The sequence below is a fragment of the Shewanella sp. Isolate13 genome (assembly GCF_022398325.1).
In the GTDB taxonomy this organism is placed as follows: Bacteria; Pseudomonadota; Gammaproteobacteria; order Enterobacterales; family Shewanellaceae; genus Shewanella.
In genome coordinates this window covers 1-18,428 of sequence record NZ_JAKEVD010000002.1, presented here as the reverse complement: position 1 = coordinate 18,428, position 18,428 = coordinate 1, and the positions used below count along the sequence as shown (strand labels likewise).

At 44.4% G+C, this 18,428-nt stretch carries 17 protein-coding genes and 1 riboswitch; of the genes, 11 read left to right on the top strand and 6 right to left on the bottom strand.

The window, feature by feature from the left end; genetic code table 11:
• The first annotated feature begins 276 nt into the window (after positions 1 to 276).
• Positions 277 to 588, top strand: coding sequence for an Mg2+ and Co2+ transporter (locus L1D44_RS01225; protein WP_202721133.1), 312 nt, complete (start codon positions 277 to 279; stop codon positions 586 to 588).
• The gene (locus tag L1D44_RS01220; RefSeq protein ID WP_239888496.1) at positions 585 to 1,616 is read left to right on the top strand and encodes an efflux RND transporter periplasmic adaptor subunit; all 1,032 of its coding nucleotides are present in this window, start codon (positions 585 to 587) and stop codon (positions 1,614 to 1,616) included. The genes L1D44_RS01225 and L1D44_RS01220 overlap by 4 nt, the downstream gene beginning before the upstream one ends.
• A gap of 55 nt (positions 1,617 to 1,671) precedes the next feature.
• Here the strand turns inward: L1D44_RS01220 and L1D44_RS01215 are convergent, their stop codons facing one another.
• On the bottom strand, positions 1,672 to 2,346 hold the full coding sequence (locus L1D44_RS01215) for a Bax inhibitor-1 family protein (RefSeq protein WP_239888495.1): 675 nt from the start codon (positions 2,344 to 2,346) through the stop codon (positions 1,672 to 1,674).
• A 335-nt stretch (positions 2,347 to 2,681) separates the two neighbouring features.
• Between L1D44_RS01215 and L1D44_RS01210 the strand changes: the two genes are divergently transcribed.
• The 6 genes from L1D44_RS01210 to L1D44_RS01185 all read left to right on the top strand — a co-directional run bounded on the left by L1D44_RS01210 (position 2,682) and on the right by L1D44_RS01185 (position 7,328).
• Positions 2,682 to 2,843 (top strand): hypothetical protein, encoded by a 162-nt coding sequence (locus L1D44_RS01210; protein ID WP_220770923.1) that lies wholly within the window; start codon positions 2,682 to 2,684, stop codon positions 2,841 to 2,843.
• 326 nt (positions 2,844 to 3,169) lie between these two features.
• Positions 3,170 to 3,421, top strand: coding sequence for a DUF2999 family protein (locus tag L1D44_RS01205; RefSeq protein ID WP_220770924.1), 252 nt, complete (start codon positions 3,170 to 3,172; stop codon positions 3,419 to 3,421).
• 248 nt (positions 3,422 to 3,669) lie between these two features.
• The gene (locus L1D44_RS01200; protein WP_239888494.1) at positions 3,670 to 3,987 is read left to right on the top strand and encodes a metalloregulator ArsR/SmtB family transcription factor; all 318 of its coding nucleotides are present in this window, start codon (positions 3,670 to 3,672) and stop codon (positions 3,985 to 3,987) included.
• Positions 3,988 to 4,028: 41 nt separating this feature from the next.
• Positions 4,029 to 4,271 carry a thioredoxin family protein gene (locus L1D44_RS01195; RefSeq protein ID WP_239888493.1) on the top strand — a complete coding sequence of 81 codons (243 nt, stop codon included), beginning with the start codon at positions 4,029 to 4,031 and terminating at the stop codon, positions 4,269 to 4,271.
• A gap of 80 nt (positions 4,272 to 4,351) precedes the next feature.
• The gene (locus L1D44_RS01190) at positions 4,352 to 5,356 is read left to right on the top strand and encodes a permease (RefSeq protein ID WP_239888492.1); all 1,005 of its coding nucleotides are present in this window, start codon (positions 4,352 to 4,354) and stop codon (positions 5,354 to 5,356) included.
• Positions 5,357 to 5,749: 393 nt separating this feature from the next.
• Positions 5,750 to 5,849: riboswitch (purine riboswitch) on the top strand.
• Between the two features lie 108 nt (positions 5,850 to 5,957).
• Positions 5,958 to 7,328 (top strand): NCS2 family permease, encoded by a 1,371-nt coding sequence (locus L1D44_RS01185; RefSeq protein WP_239888491.1) that lies wholly within the window; start codon positions 5,958 to 5,960, stop codon positions 7,326 to 7,328.
• A gap of 72 nt (positions 7,329 to 7,400) precedes the next feature.
• Here L1D44_RS01185 and L1D44_RS01180 read toward each other — a convergent pair whose 3' ends face one another.
• A complete protein-coding gene (locus L1D44_RS01180) occupies positions 7,401 to 8,933 on the bottom strand; it encodes a TerC family protein (RefSeq protein WP_239888490.1) in 1,533 nt (510 codons plus the stop codon).
• Between the two features lie 468 nt (positions 8,934 to 9,401).
• Here L1D44_RS01180 and L1D44_RS01175 point away from each other — a divergent pair, with 468 nt between their 5' ends.
• Positions 9,402 to 10,265: a universal stress protein gene (locus L1D44_RS01175; protein ID WP_239888489.1), complete on the top strand. Its 864-nt coding sequence runs from the start codon at positions 9,402 to 9,404 to the stop codon at positions 10,263 to 10,265.
• A gap of 53 nt (positions 10,266 to 10,318) precedes the next feature.
• On the opposite strand, the gene L1D44_RS01170 is transcribed toward L1D44_RS01175, so the two are convergent.
• The 3 genes from L1D44_RS01170 to L1D44_RS01160 all read right to left on the bottom strand — a co-directional run bounded on the left by L1D44_RS01170 (position 10,319) and on the right by L1D44_RS01160 (position 15,679).
• Positions 10,319 to 11,110 carry a hypothetical protein gene (locus tag L1D44_RS01170; RefSeq protein WP_239888488.1) on the bottom strand — a complete coding sequence of 264 codons (792 nt, stop codon included), beginning with the start codon at positions 11,108 to 11,110 and terminating at the stop codon, positions 10,319 to 10,321.
• Positions 11,111 to 11,112: 2 nt separating this feature from the next.
• Positions 11,113 to 12,279 (bottom strand): BamA/TamA family outer membrane protein, encoded by a 1,167-nt coding sequence (locus L1D44_RS01165; protein ID WP_239888487.1) that lies wholly within the window; start codon positions 12,277 to 12,279, stop codon positions 11,113 to 11,115.
• A gap of 196 nt (positions 12,280 to 12,475) precedes the next feature.
• Entirely contained in the window at positions 12,476 to 15,679 is a 3,204-nt protein-coding gene (locus tag L1D44_RS01160) for an HD domain-containing phosphohydrolase (RefSeq protein WP_239888486.1), read from the bottom strand.
• 426 nt (positions 15,680 to 16,105) lie between these two features.
• On the opposite strand from L1D44_RS01160, the gene L1D44_RS01155 reads away from it, so the two are divergent.
• Positions 16,106 to 16,810: a porin family protein gene (locus L1D44_RS01155; RefSeq protein WP_239888485.1), complete on the top strand. Its 705-nt coding sequence runs from the start codon at positions 16,106 to 16,108 to the stop codon at positions 16,808 to 16,810.
• Positions 16,811 to 17,106: 296 nt separating this feature from the next.
• The gene (locus L1D44_RS01150; protein ID WP_239888484.1) at positions 17,107 to 17,388 is read left to right on the top strand and encodes a pyrimidine/purine nucleoside phosphorylase; all 282 of its coding nucleotides are present in this window, start codon (positions 17,107 to 17,109) and stop codon (positions 17,386 to 17,388) included.
• Between the two features lie 119 nt (positions 17,389 to 17,507).
• Here L1D44_RS01150 and L1D44_RS01145 read toward each other — a convergent pair whose 3' ends face one another.
• The gene (locus L1D44_RS01145) at positions 17,508 to 17,915 is read right to left on the bottom strand and encodes a hypothetical protein (RefSeq protein WP_220770937.1); all 408 of its coding nucleotides are present in this window, start codon (positions 17,913 to 17,915) and stop codon (positions 17,508 to 17,510) included.
• Between the last annotated feature and the right edge of the window lie 513 nt (positions 17,916 to 18,428).

Genomic DNA, 18,428 nt, shown 5'->3' with positions numbered 1-18,428 from the left:
ATAAAACACACGGTAACCAGCATTTAAAGCAACTAACTACTGATTTATACAATAGAAGTAACCATTAAAAAGAACTTTAAAAATTTAACGCCAAAAATATAACCCAAACCTAATAATTTCAAATTATTGATATGAGTTAGAGCTATCACTATTTATTGACACAAATCTCAAGAACCGCTCATAGAGTTCAACTGAGGTTCAGCTAAAAAACGCTACTATTTGCAATCACTTTATTTCGTGTTTTTAACCTAATGATTAGCTATCTAAGAGAGTTGAATGAAGATCCATGACACCAATTTAACTTACGAAAACCTCCCCAGCGTAATGCTGCTGCTCGAATCGGTTGCCTTTATGTGGGTCGTCACCCTGATCACTTTAGGGATAGTCAGTTGGGTGGCACTTAAGCTTTGGCACCTACACTCACTGCCCAAATACCTAGCAAAAGAACGTGGCATGCGGCAGGCCAAACTGGTTTTCTGGCTCTGTATGTTAGGCCTATTTTGGAAACCGCTTTGGGTATTGGCCGTTATCGCCATCGTGACCGATTGGGACAGGGTACAAGAGTGGATTAGGGGGACGCGCGCATGAAAGAGATAATGCTGCCCTATATCTTTATCGTCTGGTTACTATTCAAGTTTAAAGTTATTAAATCCAGACCTAGAAACTACTTTATCAGCGTGTTTGTTGGTTGCTTAATTGCGATAGCCCTATTCTTAGCTCATCGCTTCTACTCGCCAGCGGATCTGACCAACTCCACCACAGTGCGTGCACCACACGCCATTTTATCACCGGCGATTGGCCAACAGATCGATACCATCTCAATCGATCATAACCAGCACGTAAACAAAGGCGACCTGCTCTACACCTTAGTCGATGACAAGGTCAGCAGCGCCATCGATGAGATCAACGCGCGTATTAACGAAGTTGAGCGCAGCATCGAAGCCACCGAGGTCAAACTGGCCCAAGCCCAGCGTACTCACCAACGTAAAGCCAACCTTGGCGAGCATGTTAGCGAGCGAGACTTAGAAAACGCAGAGGATGAGGTGGAGATCATTAAAGCCGAGCTAAAGGTGCAAGACGCTCAGCTTGAGGTGCAATATGCCCAGTTAAGAAAGCAGCAGTTTGAGTTGAAGAGACTCGAGGTACGTGCGCCGTTTGACGGTATGGTCACCCATGTCTATATCGCCGATGGTTCTCGAATCGGTGCCATGCACCTTTGGGACACTGGCCGCAAGTTTGTTGAGATGCGTATTCCCGATCAATCTTTTGCCTATATTCAGCCGGGGCAGTTTGCCGAGTTCTATATCGATGCCTACCCTGGGCAGATATTCAGAGCCAGAGTACACAGTAAGGTTGAAGCAACGGGAGAAGCACAGGGCGATATTTTCCCTCGCGAGCAGATGGTGTCACGCCACATCAATTTAGGCTCTATGCCTGTCGGTCGAACCGTGGTGCTTGAGGTCGATGATGCCACTATGGCGATGCTGCCTATTGGCGCGACGGGCTCAGCCTGGATAAGCGCCGACAAGCCATCGTCACTGCTAGGCTTTCTCGACATCATTGGCGGGGCAACGGTACGATTGACCGCAGTGAAAGCTTACCTTAATCCATTATAGTGATTGACAAAAAAGCACAGCTTAAGCTGTGCTTTTTTGTGCGATAAGCCTTAACTTATTTCTTTGATATCAGCTCCAATATTCGTAAGAACAGGTTAATGATCTCCATATAAAGCATGCCACCAAAATCAATAGCTTGATCTAATGTATCACCGAACTTACTAGCACTAGCCCAGAAATAACCAATATAGCCACACATGCAAGCAGCTACAATCCAGTGAATAGCCTCATGGCTATGGCCAAATATGAATAACCAACTCAGCTCAATCACCAAAATCCAACCAGTGATCACTGCCAGCACCTTACCAAAATGAATAAATAGATTCGGCATCAGCGTCGCAGTAATAATCATTAACAAGGTAATAGTCGCGGTGTATTGAATCGCTGTTACAATCTCACTGTAGGAGAATTGTTGTAAACACAAGTTAAGCAATAAACCGACGCTTAACGTGAGTATGTTATAGCCTAAAAAGCTATATAATGGCGCTTCATAACGAAACATTATCATGAAGCCTAGAGTAGAAAAAACCAAAAAACCGATCAAAATAAACCAAGGATTAATACTATTAATCCACTCTGTCGGAAAGTAAACAACTGTCAGGTAGTTAGTAGTAAATCCCCAGATTAACACTAAGCCAATCACTAAGTTGAATACCCGCTTGCTAACCTGTCTATCTTTTAAAAACAGCCCAGACAAGTAATGACTCAGGCCTGCTTGTGACTTTTCCATGTAAGCTATTTCCTAGCAATAATACGGTTATACCGCCAAATGCCGCGGAGCTTAGCCAAAGTTGAGACTCTGCAATATAAACAAAGATTCAATTTGCAAAATAGGTCAACAAATAAAGGGTTAACTGGTTAGAGCTTATCCAAAATCAACATAAAAACAGCCGATGGTTTTAATGTTCACAGCGATGAAGCTAACAGCAGTAAAAGCAGAATTGAATAGATCACTTTCTTATAACGATGGCGATTGCCCATCTGAACGCCCGATTCCATGCCATACTTCACTATATATCATAGGCGTAAATATCACGCTCAGTCGAACTAGTTGAGAATGTAAATATGAGCAAATCACACGACAGTACTCGAAGACAGCCAGATCATGGAAAACAACACTCAGCAGAGTTTGAGCATAAGAAAAAGTTGGGGCAAAACCCTAATGAACTTCATGTACCCAAGCCTAAAAAAGACCAACATGAGTACCATGAAAGCCCCGAAGAGTAGGCTGACCCCGACTAGCCCATAAGCATGAATTTGCAGTAAGTGAGGAGCAAATTAAGCAGATTAAGTGGCTAACGTCTCTGATGCTCACTCATTAATGCAAAATCTGCTGATTTTGGATAGCCCATATTGCTACAGAGCAATCCAGTAGCGATACGGCAATCACTCGTCTTCAATGTCTCGTCATACCGCTTACCAATAGCTCCGCTCAAAAGCACCTCCGCCTAACCGAATCGACAAGGTCATCAGATAATCTAATTGAAGGTTAGCTACAGAAAAGTGCTAGAATCAGCGCCAATTAACTTTCCACAGCAAGCAAAGGTAATGCAATGAACCCGATTATTGCGATCTTAAAAGAGCACAACGTCAGCGACGAGCAAATTACATCTCTATTTCAGACATTGACTGAAAACCCAATGATGGCGATGGCTACCATTGGCCAGCTAGGTATTGCACCTGAAAAGCTACAACAGCTTATGGGTCTTGTTATGCAAAACCCAGCTTTGATTAAAGAAGCCGTTGAAGAGCTAGGCTTAGATTTTGCAAAAGTTGAAGCGGCAAAAGCACAACTGCAAAAGTAATCCGCAATGCCTTGTACAAGTATTGCTACAAGGCATTTTCTCTCCTCACACAGAAAAGTGTCTAGCCAGAACTTGTCGTCACTCCAATAGCCATTCTCGTCCCCCCTCCTAGAACTCGCACTCACTAAGCCAATAGAAATGACTCATAGATCACGATTCTGAATGTCATTTAAGCAAAAACCTTGTACCACAAAAAACATTTGGCTATTTTGCCAAATAACAAATCAATAAACAGATAATACCAAGCGATGACAGAACAAGAGCAACTGAAATTGAATGCCCGTGCAGCTGTACTTAAAGCTTTGGCGCACCCGACTCGTCTATGGCTGGTTGAACAACTACAACAGCAAGAGCGCTGTGTTTGCGAGCTAACAGATGGGGTCAACGCAGATATTTCAACAGTGTCCAAACACCTATCACTGCTGCGTCAAGCGGGCATTATCAGTAGCCGCCGTGACGGCAAACAGATCTATTACCGTTTAGAAACGCCCTGCTTATTAAAAATGCTTAGCTGTGTTGAAAGTGTCATTGAGAAAAATGCCGCCCACCATGCAGCATTGGTTTAACGCTTTTATCGTCCCAATAAATCTTTACCATAAGGCTCATTATGAAAATTGAAATCCTAGGAAGTGGCTGTAAAAAATGCTCTAACTTAGCGACAGAAGTGGAACGAATCGCAACAGAGATGGCGCTACCATTCACTCTCAACAAGGTCACAGACATGGCGGCAATTCTTGATTACGGCGTGATGTCGACACCCGCTATAGTGGTTAACGGTGATGTAGTGACTGCGGGAAAAGTCCCATCAGAACAAGAGATCCAGGACTTACTGAGCACTCACCGTCAATAACCATAAGGCTGGTGTTCATAACCCTCAGCTTGAGCCAGCCTCTCACTCTCTATTTATTCATCTATGCGTAAGGTAAGTTTATGTTTACCTGGTTCACCCTATTCGCAGACTGGCTAGTCTACGACTGCTTCGGCCTCTCAAATCAAACCCAGTTCGGCCAAGCGGTGCACTTTTTTGTCGAAGATACCACTAAGATTTTTGCGTTATTGATTGTAATGATTTACGCCATAGGTTGGCTGCGAACGTCACTCAATGTTGAGCGCGTCCGCGGTTATTTAGCAGGGAAACCCAAGCTTATCGGCTATGGTTTGGGCTCAGGCTTTGGTGCCATCACCCCTTTTTGTTCATGCTCCAGTATCCCAGTGTTTTTAGGCTTTACCTCTGCGGGGATCCCCATCGGCATAACCATGGCCTTTCTACTGACCTCCCCCTTAATTAACGAAGTCGCAGTGTTATTGCTGTTTAGCCTATTAGGCTTAGAGATCACCTTACTTTACATCGTTACCGGCATTACTATCGGCATAATTGGTGGGGCCATTCTTGACTTGCTCAAGGCTGAACGCTGGTTACAGCCGTTAGCCGCTAAGGCTTATGCTATTGGGCGACAATCAACACAAGAGGCAGCTACGCCACTCACTCATTCTCAAAGCACTCATTCACAGCATGGGGTGACTTGGCAACAGCGTCACGCTTTTGCTAAATCTGAAACTGGCGAAATTTTTGGTCGTGTTTGGAAGTGGGTCATCATAGGTGTCGGCCTAGGTGCAGCACTACATGGCTTTGTGCCTGCTGGTTGGCTCGAAGCCAATCTAGGTGATGGTCAATGGTGGAGCGTACCATTGGCGGTACTAATGGGGATCCCGCTTTATGCTAATGCCACTGGGGTGATCCCAGTAATGGAAAGCCTGCTAGTACAAGGGGTGCCATTAGGCACAACACTGGCTTTTTGCATGAGTACGGTTGCGGCGAGCTTTCCAGAGTTTGTGATGCTAAAACAAGTGATGCAGTGGCGACTATTAGCGATTCTATTTGCCTTACTATTAGTGTCATTCACTATCATGGGGTGGGTGCTTAACTTGGTTTGATTTAGCTTGGTTTGGCTTGGTTTGATTTAGCAAGCTTAGCTGAACCGCGAACAAAAAGGCCCTGCGGTTTATCGCAAGGCCTTGGTCTTATCTGCAGTTAATACTGTAGCCCACATTACTCAATTCGGCCTAGACTCAAGTAATCTAGCCTCAAGCAATCTAGCCAGTACTGAATGACGAGCCTTTCTCCAGTTCTGCTTCTGACAGGCTCGCCAAAATAGACAGCAATGCCTCGAGTGAGAGAGCAACTGTCTTTATGTGGATTGCCTCACGCAATAACTTAAGCTAGATAAGTTGCTATCAATTTCTACAGCTTGTTTTTTCAGTAAAAACTTGATCCACTGCACGTTTTCCCCAATGCTGCTTGCGCACTATCGGCAGCTGCGTAGAATCCGCGCCAACAATTTATTGTGCTGTATATCGCTGGAAATTTGGTCCAGAAGTCTCTACCACAAGACCTAATCTTGTGACTACAGCCCAATCACCGTCCACTGCCAAACGTCTAAAACACTTGGCAGCACAGTGGTATTCGCCAATAAATTTATTGAACCCTTAGCGTTTAAAAAATTAGCGCATCAATAAACATTAATAAGGCATCACTGTGGCGATCTCTAGCTTACTTCAACGTGCGGGACAGTCCCGCTATATGGAAAATACTTTCCAACTTTCTAAGCGCAATGCCAATGTTGGCACCGAGCTTTATGCAGGCTTTATTACCTTCTTAGCCATGAGCTACATCTTAGCGGTGAACCCAGCGATCTTAGGTAGCATTGAGGGGATGGATAAGGGGGCGATCTTTACCGCCACCGCCTTAGCCGCAGCATTAGCCACCCTAATCATGGGTTTCTTCGGTAATTACCCTGTGATGTTAGCGCCCGGTATGAGCATGAACGGCTTCTTCAAGGGCATGTTAGCATCTAGCTCTGTGGCGCTTATTTGGCACGAAGCGCTGTTCGGCATCTTCCTATCGGGTATCGTCTATTTGATCTTCTCTATGACCAAGATCCGTAAGCAGATGATTGAGTCGATCCCCGAAGATCTTAAGCTCGCCATCACGGTATCTTTAGGCTTGTTTATCGCCTTCCTCGGGCTTAAAAATGCCGGCATTATCGTAGCCAACCCAGTCATTTTGGTTAGCATGGGTGACATTACCCAGCCCCAAGTGGCCATCGCCTTTATCAGTTTGTTTGTCGCTGTTGGCTGTATGGTGAGAAACGTGAAACTGGCGACCTTTATCGCCTTTATGACCTCGATAACACTTACCCTTATCAGCGATGCCGTATTAGGCACTCAATATGCACCAATCCCAGAGACTTGGTTCAGCGCCCCACCTAGCATAGAGCCGAGCTTTGGTAAGGTGTTTAACTTCGAGTTTCTCACCGCCGATAAGCTATTCGATCTGCTGTTTATCGTCATCATCTTCTTTATTGTCGACTTCTTCGATGGTTTATCGACCATTGTCGGCGTGGGCAAAGATGCCGGCATTATCGACAAAGATGGCAAGGTGCCAAATGCGCGCTCGGCGCTTGTAGCCGATGCGGGCGGCACGGTAATTGGTAGTGTTTTGGGTACCACCTCTATCACGGCATTTTCTGAATCTGGCATCGCCTCGGCACAAGGTGCCAAGACGGGTCTTGCAGCCGTTGCCACCGCTGGTTTATTCCTGTTAGCACTGTTCTGTTACCCAGTCTTCTCTATGTTCTCTACCGCTATTGTTGCACCTGCGATGATCGTAGTAGGCATCTACATGATAGGCCGCTTAGGTCAGATCCAGTGGGATCACAAGCCATCGTGCATTGCCGCCTTCTTCACCATGATGTTCACCATTTTAAGCTTCTCTCCAGCTAACGGCATGGCGATGGGTTTTATCAGTTATGCATTTGCCATGGTGGTGGCGGGTAAAGGACGCGAAGTCCATCCGATCATCTATGGCTTATCACTGATCTTTATCGCGTACCTAGTTATGCTGTAACGCAATTAAAAAGCAAAATCTGCTCAATAAAAAAGGTCTGCAATGCAGACCCTTTTCTTTACTCAAAACCAATTAATTTACAGGTAAATGACTCACCTTCACCAATGAGACTTTGAAGTCATCGGCTTCGACGATCTCAAATTTGAGCTTGGCAAATTCAATCACATCACTCACCTTCGGAATGGTTGAGTTTAAGGTCAACAATAAGCCTGCAACGGTAATGTACTCCTGCTGCTTATCAATCAGTCCTATGGTTTCTAAGCGCGACTCAAGATCATGTAGCGAGGTAGAGCCCTTAACTAGCCAGCCGTCATTACACACACTGATCTCAGGGATCTCACCAATATCAGGGAACTCACCCACAATCGACTCAAGCAAATCGTGTAGGGTCACGATACCTTGAATGCTACCAAACTCGTCTGCAAGCACAGCCATGCCGGCGCGAGACTCTCTAAAGCCATCGAGTAGACGGATAACATTGATGCTATCTGGCACAATATACGCAGGAAAAGCTGCTGCAATATCCGCTAAGTTCTCACCCGCTTCAATGCCCAGAAGTAGATCTTTACTGCGCACGATACCGACTAAGTTGTCCAAGGAGCCACGACAAACAGGGAAGTTTTGATGGCGACTATTCTTAATCGTTTGCTTGATGTTATCGGTACTATCTTCAGTATTAAGCCAAACCGTCTCGCTTCTTTGGGTCATCACTGTGCGCACATTACGCTCTGAAAGCGACAGTACGCCAGTGACCATCTCGCGCTCAGCATCACCAAAACTCACTGGTGCAGGTTCTGCGCCTTCATCGTCATCATGCTGGTTATAGTGCTTATTGCCCATCAGTCTAAAAATGGCTTCAGTTGTGCGCTGACGCAATGGTACTCGCTCTGCATGCTTAGCATGGCTTGAGCTAATCATTTGGTTAAACATCTCAATCAATAGTGAGAAACCGATTGCGGCGTATAGGTAACCCTTCGGAATATGGAAACCAAAACCTTCAGCAACCAAGATAAAGCCAATCATCAGCAGGAAGCTTAAACACAATACGATGACGGTCGGGTGAGCATTAACAAAGTTAGTAATCGACTTAGAAGCCAATAACATCACAATCATAGAGACGATTACTGCAATCATCATCACAGCTAAGCTATCAACCATACCTACAGCGGTAATAATCGAGTCCAATGAGAATACCGCATCTAAAGCTAAGATCTGTGCGATAATCACACCGAAGCTAGCATAAACATTCGCACCTTGCTGTTGATGCATATCTCCTTCAAAACGCTCATGCAGTTCGTGAGTCGCTTTAAATAGTAGGAACAAACCACCAATGATTAAGATTAAATCTCGAGTTGAGAAGCTTAAGTCATAAATACTAAATAGCGGCTGGGTTAAGGTGACTAGCCAAGAAACAATACTCAACAAGCCAAGTCGCATTATTAAGGCTAAAGACAAGCCTATTGTTCTTGCTTTATCGCGCTGTTCTGGTGGTAGTTTTTTAACTAAAATAGCAATAAAAACAAGGTTGTCGATACCTAAAACGATCTCGATAATAATTAGGGTAATTAAGCCAATCCATATTTGTGGTTCAAGCAAAAATTCCATCGTGTTTTTTTATTTTCCAAAACTGTCGCCTGTGCTCCAGTCTGGTCAATAGCTCCTAAAATTTAACGCATTAAAATTAATTAAGCGCATTTATATTGGAGAAACCGAAAAATCTAAAGTTAATTAAATTTTAACTTTGTTAGACCACAACGAAATGGAATGAATATAAGCGCTTATTAGTTCAAACGTTAGCTCTGGTAACAGTGAATAGAGACTCACATTCACAGCCATCGATTTAGTAACGAGGAGCAGCCAGAAGATGCCGAAGTGATGGCGTAAATAGGCTCCCCCCAAATTTACCGCAAAATAGAATCAAGCATAGCGAGATCATCAGCTGGTCTACTGCCATATTCGTCTCGTAACCACCGTCAGCACTGTTCAAATCTTGAGCTGTTTTTATGATAAAGATCAAGGAGTAAATATCACCTTTTGGTATTTTGAATTATCGACAATGCTAAGGGGATGCACATGAATAGGCTGTTTATAATTTCACAAAAGCATCAGCAACAAACGGATGCAATCGCGGCAGGGATTTTGCTCGCCAATCAATTAGGTTTACAGCCGGAGGTAATGAACTACAGTTACGAATCGCTTAGCGGAGACGCCTATTATAACCCTAGAATCGCGGCATCGGTACGAGCCCAAATATTGGCTGAAGATGAAGCCTATGTGCAAAACACATTAGCGCAACTCAAGGCCAGCAACACACCTTCTACCACCCTCTGGTGTAAAAATTTGAGTGAGCACGCTTGCAAAAAAGCCCACCCAGATGATTACGCCATGATGCTAAAATCAATTCATGAGTCGGCACATTTTCTTCCCGCAGATTGGCAGCTTATTCGTCATACTAAGGTGCCGCTCATGCTACTGAGTAATAACCCCCTTAATCGAGTAAAGTCTATTTTAATGGCCATAGATCTAGGGACTAATGATGCATCGAAACAAGCACTCAACCAAGCCATCATCATGCAAGCGAATCGACTTGCAACCGCCACGGGTTACGAGCTACATCTAGGCTTTGTGATCCGTTTACCTAAAGTCTTGCGCGATATGGATCTGGTAAATAGTCGCAGCCTCATTAAAGAAGCCTATCAAAAACATCAGCAAGAAATTGAAAAAATAGGACTCGAACAAGATCGTGTACATATTCTGGCGGGAGATGCCGACATGTGTCTGTTTGAATTAAGTTGTCGTTTAAAAGCAGAGTATTTAGTCATGGGCGCACGCCAACGACAAGGCATACTGGGCTATATCGTAGGCAATACGGCCGAATCTATTTTAACCCGGATCCGCAGTAATGTGCTTGTGGTTCCCCATCAAACAGTCGACTGATAAATATAATTTATTCAAACAGATGCCAGTCAGGATAAAAGCTGATTGGCTATCTATTCACAAGTGGAGCGGTATTGATTAAGCTCGATAAGACCACGAAGTATGATGCCGTGGTAATAGGCCTGTATTAGCTGATAATCCATCTCAGGGGCAAAGTAGTAGGTCACCTCTTCGGAGCCAGTTTGCTTAACAGGAATTAAGCTTAGCTCGCCAAAGGGCGCAATATTCTTTGTCAGTGGTTGTTGCACATAGAACTGATAAGGTTCAATTGCATCAGAAGCCTGTCTGATTAAACGAAATTGTTTTCGACCTTGGAGCAGGTATTCACGAATTTGAATCGCCAAGGTGTCAACATCTCGCAGCGCAGCATCATCTGAGCAGTAGTTTTCAATATCACCATCGACATCGACCTTAGACACACGACCGTTATCGCTAAAGCTGGCCTGCATATCTCGGGCGCGAAAGCCTGTCACCTTCTGATGAAACTTTTCAGTTATCCACTCATCACTGACATTCGACCAAGCTAACTCAGCACGTTGCTGATACTGAGTGCCTATGCCTAAGATGCTGGCCTGACTGTTTGAGGTCACCACAGCGGTTTTACCAGACCAAGTCTCGGTTCGACTCATGGTACCGGTATGGATCCCACTGAGGTAAATATCATAGTCGGCGCTGCGGCTACACTGCTCTGGCGCTTGCTGCGATACTTTTTGACCTGAGGCCTCGACAGCGTAAGCACCATGGCTCAGCACTAATATAGAAGCGAGTACAGGAGCTAGCACAGACGCTAGCCCTAACGCTTTTATAGAGAGACGCTTAGACACACAAACGAATAATCCCACCATAATTAGAATACTTCGTTCACATTGAGGTAGAAGTTCGTTTCGTTCTCGCCCACACCAATATCGAGACGTAAGTTAATGTTATCTTTTATTTTAAATCGGAAACCTGTGCCGTATGAGGTCAACAACTCTTCATTAAGATCGCTCACCTTAGACGCCACGCTGCCTACGCCGCCCCAAAACACCATGCCATAGCGCTGGAAGATAGGTAGGCGGTATTCTACTTGGCCCATCATCATCTGCTTATCACGGTAGCGACCCTTAATATAGCCACGCATCGCGCCTGAGCCGCCTAAGTCAGGCAACATATTCCAGGGTACATCGCCATCGGTAAAGTGCCCCTGGACTTGCCATGCGATAAGTCCCGGCGCCGAACTCAACAGCGAGGTTGAGCTCAGATCGATATAGTTAGCGAGCTCAAGATCATAAGTCGAAAAGCTTGAATACTCGTCATTTTGATATAGGCCAGCATCGATTTGGAACAACCAACCTTTGGTGGCATTTAAACGGTAATCGCGGGAATCATAGATGCTGGTCACCACCACACCCGAGCTAAAATTGTTTGGCAAAATATCGGCTGAATCCACAGGTATCCCCGTTTCAACCAGCTCTAATTTTTCAGCACTGGCGTAGGTAAAATCCGCCCCAACACCGAGAAAATAGTTGTCGGCAACCTCTGTCATCCAGCGCGGCTTGAAGCTATATAAATGCTCCTCGAACTCATGATGATTAGCGTCAATATTGCCTTGCTCTATGCCCTGACCGTAATAAACCGCGGCTTCGTTATGCAGCTCTAATCCTAGCTGTAAACGCTGCTTACCACCGTTGAAGAAGGTCATGTTTTCAACTTCAACACCGTAAGAGTTATTCATCGAAACAAAGGAGTTCAATACCAAGGATGACGGCTGCTCATCGCTCGCCGAGCCATCGGTTTTATATAGCCCCACCATTAACAACCCCACGCCAAACTTCTTCTCCGGTGTGTAGTACGCCGTTGGCAAGTAGCTCATATCGATAGGCTTACTCTGGTCAAACTCACCGTCGGCGCCAAACACAGACAAGATGTCATCGACCCAAGTCGGTTGCATATCTTTAGGGGTGTCAAACAGAGGTTCTACAGCGATGGCCAAATTAGAAAAAGCGCACAGGGTTAACAATAAAATCCGTTTCATAAATACTCTAATCAGTAACCAAGGTAATGGGAGGAATTAAGAGGCGGCATTCTACCACTACAAGCGTATTCAACAATGACTTTTTTTGATTAAGGATTAATCAGCCATTAATCCACAGATAACTGGTTAACTTAATTATAGAAACAGCCAAGCCCTCTCAGAAGTAGAGCTTGGCTGTCGTCTCTGCACTCGCTATCTAAGCACTCTTACTCAGGAGATCTGACTGTAAGTACTTGGCGATATCTACCTCGTTGATCTGTGCTGGCGCGAGAAATTTATTAGCGTATTCCAGATAGATCCCGCTTGAGAGGAATAGCTTGAAGATATCCATATCCAGATGCTCATCCAATGCCATCTTATGCAGGATATCGATGGCAACGCTAAGAGGTTTAGCCTTCTTATAGGGTCTATCGGCCGCCGTTAACGCCTCAAAAATATCGGCAATCACCAAGATCCGCTCTGGGATCGACAGGTCTTCGGCGCTGAGTTTACGCGGATAGCCCGTGCCTTTTAAGGTTTCATGGTGAGTCGAAGCATAACGCGGAACCCTTGCAAGCTCTGGTGGGAACGGTAAGTTCTCCAGCATCTTAATGGTACTGGTGACATGCTCATTAATCTTAAACCTGTCTTCTGTGGTCAAGGTACCGCGAGAGATAGTGAGGTTATAGAGTTCGCCTAAGTTATATTGATGCTCAGGGATCGCCATCTTAATACCAAACTTAGGGTCAAACTCCACCTTATTGATCCGCTTGATGATGTGCTCAGGCTTATCTCTTAACAATGGCTCAGTGACCGGATAACTCACCTCGACTCCTTGATCACTAAGATTGAGCTCCTCCACAGGAGAGAGGCCAAGCCTATCGTCGAAGTGACGCTGCCAAGTCGTCTTGGCAAGCTGAGCCAAGCGCTCTTTAGCCTCCTGCCCCATAAACTCGCCTCCGACATTAGCCTTGGCAATAAACTCAAAATCAGCGAGCAGCTGAGCTCGACGTTCAGCCAGTTCGGCAAGATAAAACTCATTGGGCTCATCCCCTGAGGAACTTCGCTTAAGATAATCAATCTCGACATCACGCCATAACACCTCAAAGCGCATCCGCACTTCGTGAATTCGGTTATATACCGCTTCGAGCTTAGTGCCCTTATCGACGATATATTCGGGAGTCGTGATCTTGCCACAATCGTGCAGCCAAGCCGCGATTCTAAATTCTCGGTGTTCATCGGCCGAATGAAACTTAAAGTCTTTAAAAGGAGCCTGATCAGAGTGCTCAACTGCCTGAGCCAACATCAAACCCAGCTCAGGTACACGGTTACAGTGGCCTGCAGTATAGGGGGACTTATCATCGATCGCTTGTGCAATGAGCTTGATAAAGGACTCCATCAACTCCTTTTGGTTCTCTTCATGGGCCTTAATCGAACTCGACATCTCCATCATAGAGTGTGCCAATTCATCCAGTTCTTTAATGTTGGTTTCGACCCGCTTCACCTCATCGTATTGACGGTTTTTGATCTTGTCATTTTCGATGGCCAGCAATTTTACCGGACGAATAATTGGCGATGAGAACAACCAAGATACCGGCAAGATAATCAATAAACAGATACTGGTGAGCAGAATCGATTGCTGTACCTTTTCAACACTGGTTGCCAGTAGCTGCTTAGTTGGTACCACAATGGCGAAATACTCTTGCCTCCCCGCGGAAGCGTCACCAAACGGAGTCACATACAGAAATTCCTCGACACCATTTAACTCACGGCGGATCAATCTGTTCTGATGACTCGGATCTCGAGCTATATCGATAAGCGCCTCAAAAGGAACGGTTCCCTGGGTCAGTAGGGTCTGCTTTACTCCCTCGCCAAACCACTTAGATCTTAATGCCTGATTTTGCTCTGGGGTGATATTGGCAAGCGCTAGATTTATCACCTCAATAATGGCCGAGTCCTCACTTGGCATCACAACATGTAAAGCCGTATTGAGTTCTATCGGTGAAAAGTCGAGCTGCTCATGGTACTGAATATGTTCGACAAAAAACTGATTAGCCGTGTAATGCAAAATAATACTGCTATCGAGGGCCGCATAAACCTCGCCCTCTTCAACCGCATGTAGTATCTCGTAAGTAGAGGCCATCTCTACTATCTCGATTTGTGGATAATGTTTTCGAATGACTTCGACAATCGACCAGCCACTAGGAATAGCGACTTGCTTACCATTTAACTGCTCAATATGAGTAATTTCAGCCATGCCTTGCTGGGTAACCAAGGCATAAGGAAGCTTCAAAAACGGCTCACTAAACTCACCGAGTAAGCTGGTCTCATCGGTTTTAATCACAGAGTGCAGCATATCGAGCTCACCGGCTTTATAGCTCTCGGTCAGCTCTTTCCAGCTAAAACCATTGATATAGTGCAGTTCTAAACCTGTCATATCTGCAACTAGGTTTAACAAGTCGACACTATAACCTTGGGGCATGCCAGATATTGCAAAATCGATCGGCGCCCAATCGGTTTCATTAGACACCAATAATGGCTCAGTGTTTTCTACCAAGGCTCGCTGTTTCGCTGTTAGGGCTAGCGGTTTAGACTCAGGTATTTCACCCCCTATTTTTCTATCTTGGTTCGATGCGATCAACTCGCCACTCTGCTTATAAAGATAGATTTTTTTATCTGTGATCTCCTTTTCATCCTCTGCTTGCACAACGAGGTAGTCTGACATGCTTGAAAGCGCAATATCTAAGGCAAGCACGATCCCGCTATCGCCCAGTTTTATCGAGTAGGTTTGTCCAGGAGACTGCAGGTGTTGGAACAGGTAAGGCTCTGTCTTAGAAACGGCTTGGGTATGGGCATCGACAAACCAAGGTCTGACTCTAGCATCATACTCACTCGGCTTAATGTGGCTTACACGTAGATTAAATTGCTCATCGAAGTAAGCCTGCTCTTTTTGGCGTAACCTTCCTTCACCACTGATGCTAATCAGCACCCAACGATCTAAGTGGGAAGCATTTAATTGGGTGCGAATGATAGGGTGAGCATTCAAGTTAATCAGCTCATAGAAATCGCCATTGGGCATACCCACATAGATGCCATAAAACAGGGGGTTGATCTGCATGACATCGGCAAATGCCTGTCTCACTTCAGGATCAAAAGCACCATTTATCACGGGTAGATCGAAATTTGAAAGTAGATGGACGGTATTGATAGCGCGGTTATCGACTTGAGTCAGGTAGCTACTGGTATTTTTAGCCGTATGATTATAGAGCTTAACGGCAGCATCGGTTGCCATATTCTTACTAAAGTAATACTGCAAACTAATGGCTATCGCTGCGGTTAAAACCGTGGCCAAGATAAAGATCCCCACCACAGTCACGCGAATGGTAAATCGCTGGTTAGTTACCTTGCCCAAGCTGCCCATAGTACTCCAACTCTGTTATTCAATCCTTGAAAAGGCCATTTTATAACAGAGTCGCAACAAGTCAACGCAACGGCCTAGCATTACACATTGAAGTTAGAGGAAAAATAGGCGTTTATGACTAGTAAAAACTTCATTTGACCGTACCGAGGCTAATTCAATTTTTAGTGTTATCCAAACAGCTAGTCTATGCTTGAGCGTGATAATTTGACTAAGGAAGCCAGATAAGGACTGTCTATGATTAACAACAAACTATATGGCGTTTTGCTTTTATGCATGACTTTTAATGAAGCGTGGGCAACTAATTTCACAAACCCAACTACATCAAAGGGTCAAAACTGCGTATAAGTAAAAACTTTAGAGACCAAAGAAGTAAAGCCAGGTTCATACGATATCGATATTGAAATTATTGGTCACTGCATCGAGAAAATGAATGTAAAGGTTTGCCCTTCACAAACTGGAAAAGCTTGCGAATTTTACGAATTACCTCGTGGCGAAAGAATTCAAACTCAACTGAGTATTCAAAATGAAACTCCTGATATGTATTATAAATGGGGGTTTTACGATACCTCTACGACCCCCTCTTATCAGGCTAGCGGCCCAAATTGGAATTATATTGAGGCGGCCTATTTATCAGCCGATATCGACGGTTTAGATCAAAGTGTTAAGCCTAAAGGCTACGGCGTAATAGGGTCAACATTAGTAGGTAATAATGTCATTTTAAGTGTTTCTTACAATACGGTTTCCGAGGATGTTGAAGTATTAGGGCGTAATGTCGATGCCACTATAAAGCAAGCTTCAGCTACTATCGGGTATCGTTATGGAGCGAACGACACAACAGATCTATTCATTATGGCATCATATCTATATGGGGAGGTTGGAGGCTCTTGGGAAGGAAATAGTGAGTCCTACGATGATAACGGTTACGGATTAGGAGTTGGAGTTCGCTCTATGGTCACAGAGTCATTTGAGGCGTCAGCAACAATCGCTCGAGCCGAAATAGATAGTCAATCTGAAACAACCTTTGCAGTGTCCGCTTATTACCATTTCAATAAACAATTTGCTATCGGAGCAGGCTACACAATAGCGGATGATGTCGATATGTATAATGCGAGCGTAAGAGTCTCATTTTAAATGACACTATCTAATTAATGAGGGCAAAGTAAACAGGTTACTTTACCCTCTCTCACTCTACTCACTTCTCTCAAACTAAATAACAAACCTCACTATCAGCCTAAACTTGCTCTCTGTTTCATCACAACTACAGCATTACTTTACATCTAGTTTATACGCATCGCTATTCATCGATAAACACTGCCAATTTCCGCTTTTGGTGCTTATACAATTGAGATACTATCGCGCCGTTGAATCACGAGCCCCAAACTATGGCTGTTTAGCCGTGTTCAACATTCTTATCACGAGGAATAATAATGCTAGCTGTAAATGAGTATTTTGAAGGTCAGGTAAAGTCTATTTCTTTTGCTGGTGCAGACAAACCAGCATCTGTAGGCGTAATGGAAGTGGGTGAGTATGAGTTTGGTACCGCAGCACCAGAAGTAATGCAAGTGATCTCAGGTGCACTAACGGTAATGCTGCCCGGCCAAACTGAATGGCAAACCTTTAACGCCGGTGAGCAGTTTGATGTTATCGGCAATGCTAAGTTCCAAGTCAAGGTTGCGACCCAAACTGCTTACCTTTGCATCTACGGCTAACTTGTTTAACTCAGCGGTTAAACAAGTTAGCAGTTAAACAAGTCAACCATCCATAGATTGCCTTATCAGTTATGCACTGAACAGCCTAACATGGATGGTTTTTTGTCAGCTAAAACACGTTACAAAGGTACCCACTGCACTAACTGCCCAGCAGTTTTCATTGCAAAATCTCGCTTAATCAGGCTTCCCGCAGGGTCGAATAACAATAACTCAGCAGAGTCGGCTCGATAGGTCGCTATCAATTTGTCTCCCTCTGGCGTCCCCATTCTTGCAATCAGAAAATACACCTGCTCACCTAGGTAGTCTCGGGCTTCATTCATCTGTTCTGTTTGGCTATTACTCACTGCAAGCCCAGGATCATAGACAAAAACAATCGCTGGCTTACCCGTACCGATCTCTTCATGGGTCGCTTTAAACCCTTTTGGCATCACCATGACGAGAGCCGCGAACAAAAGCACTATCGAAGTGACGATTACGAAAACGATCAAAGGTTTACGTCGGCTCGACTTTGAATTTAGTGTATCCAAGGTACAAATCCCTCTTATAACAATTGAAGTACATAAAAAATACTCCCCACTATAATGAATGAACCTGAGTCCTAGATTAAAAATCATTAAATTTCCGCATTTATAAGCGCTCAACCACTGTGCCACCTTAATTACCTATAATAAAAGCATTACCCTATATATATTATTGCCTCACTAACAACAAACGCTCCTAATACAAGACAACAAAAAACACAACAGCCTAAAACAAATAGATTCACCGATAATTAAAACCTATTTAAATCTATTTAAACCATCAACCTAAAGTAAGAAAAAACGCATAAGAAAACCAACTAGTAAAAATATTCAATCCAACGTTTAACACGATAGCCGCGCCACTCTCCACCACGCCGCAACAACCAACAAAGCCTTAACATGAGGTATTCAAAAAAAGATAGAATAAAAAATAGACAACACTAATTTAGAACAACAACTTATACGTAAAACCCAGCCACAGCAGTACCTACAACTACCACTATAGGTATACCCAAATAG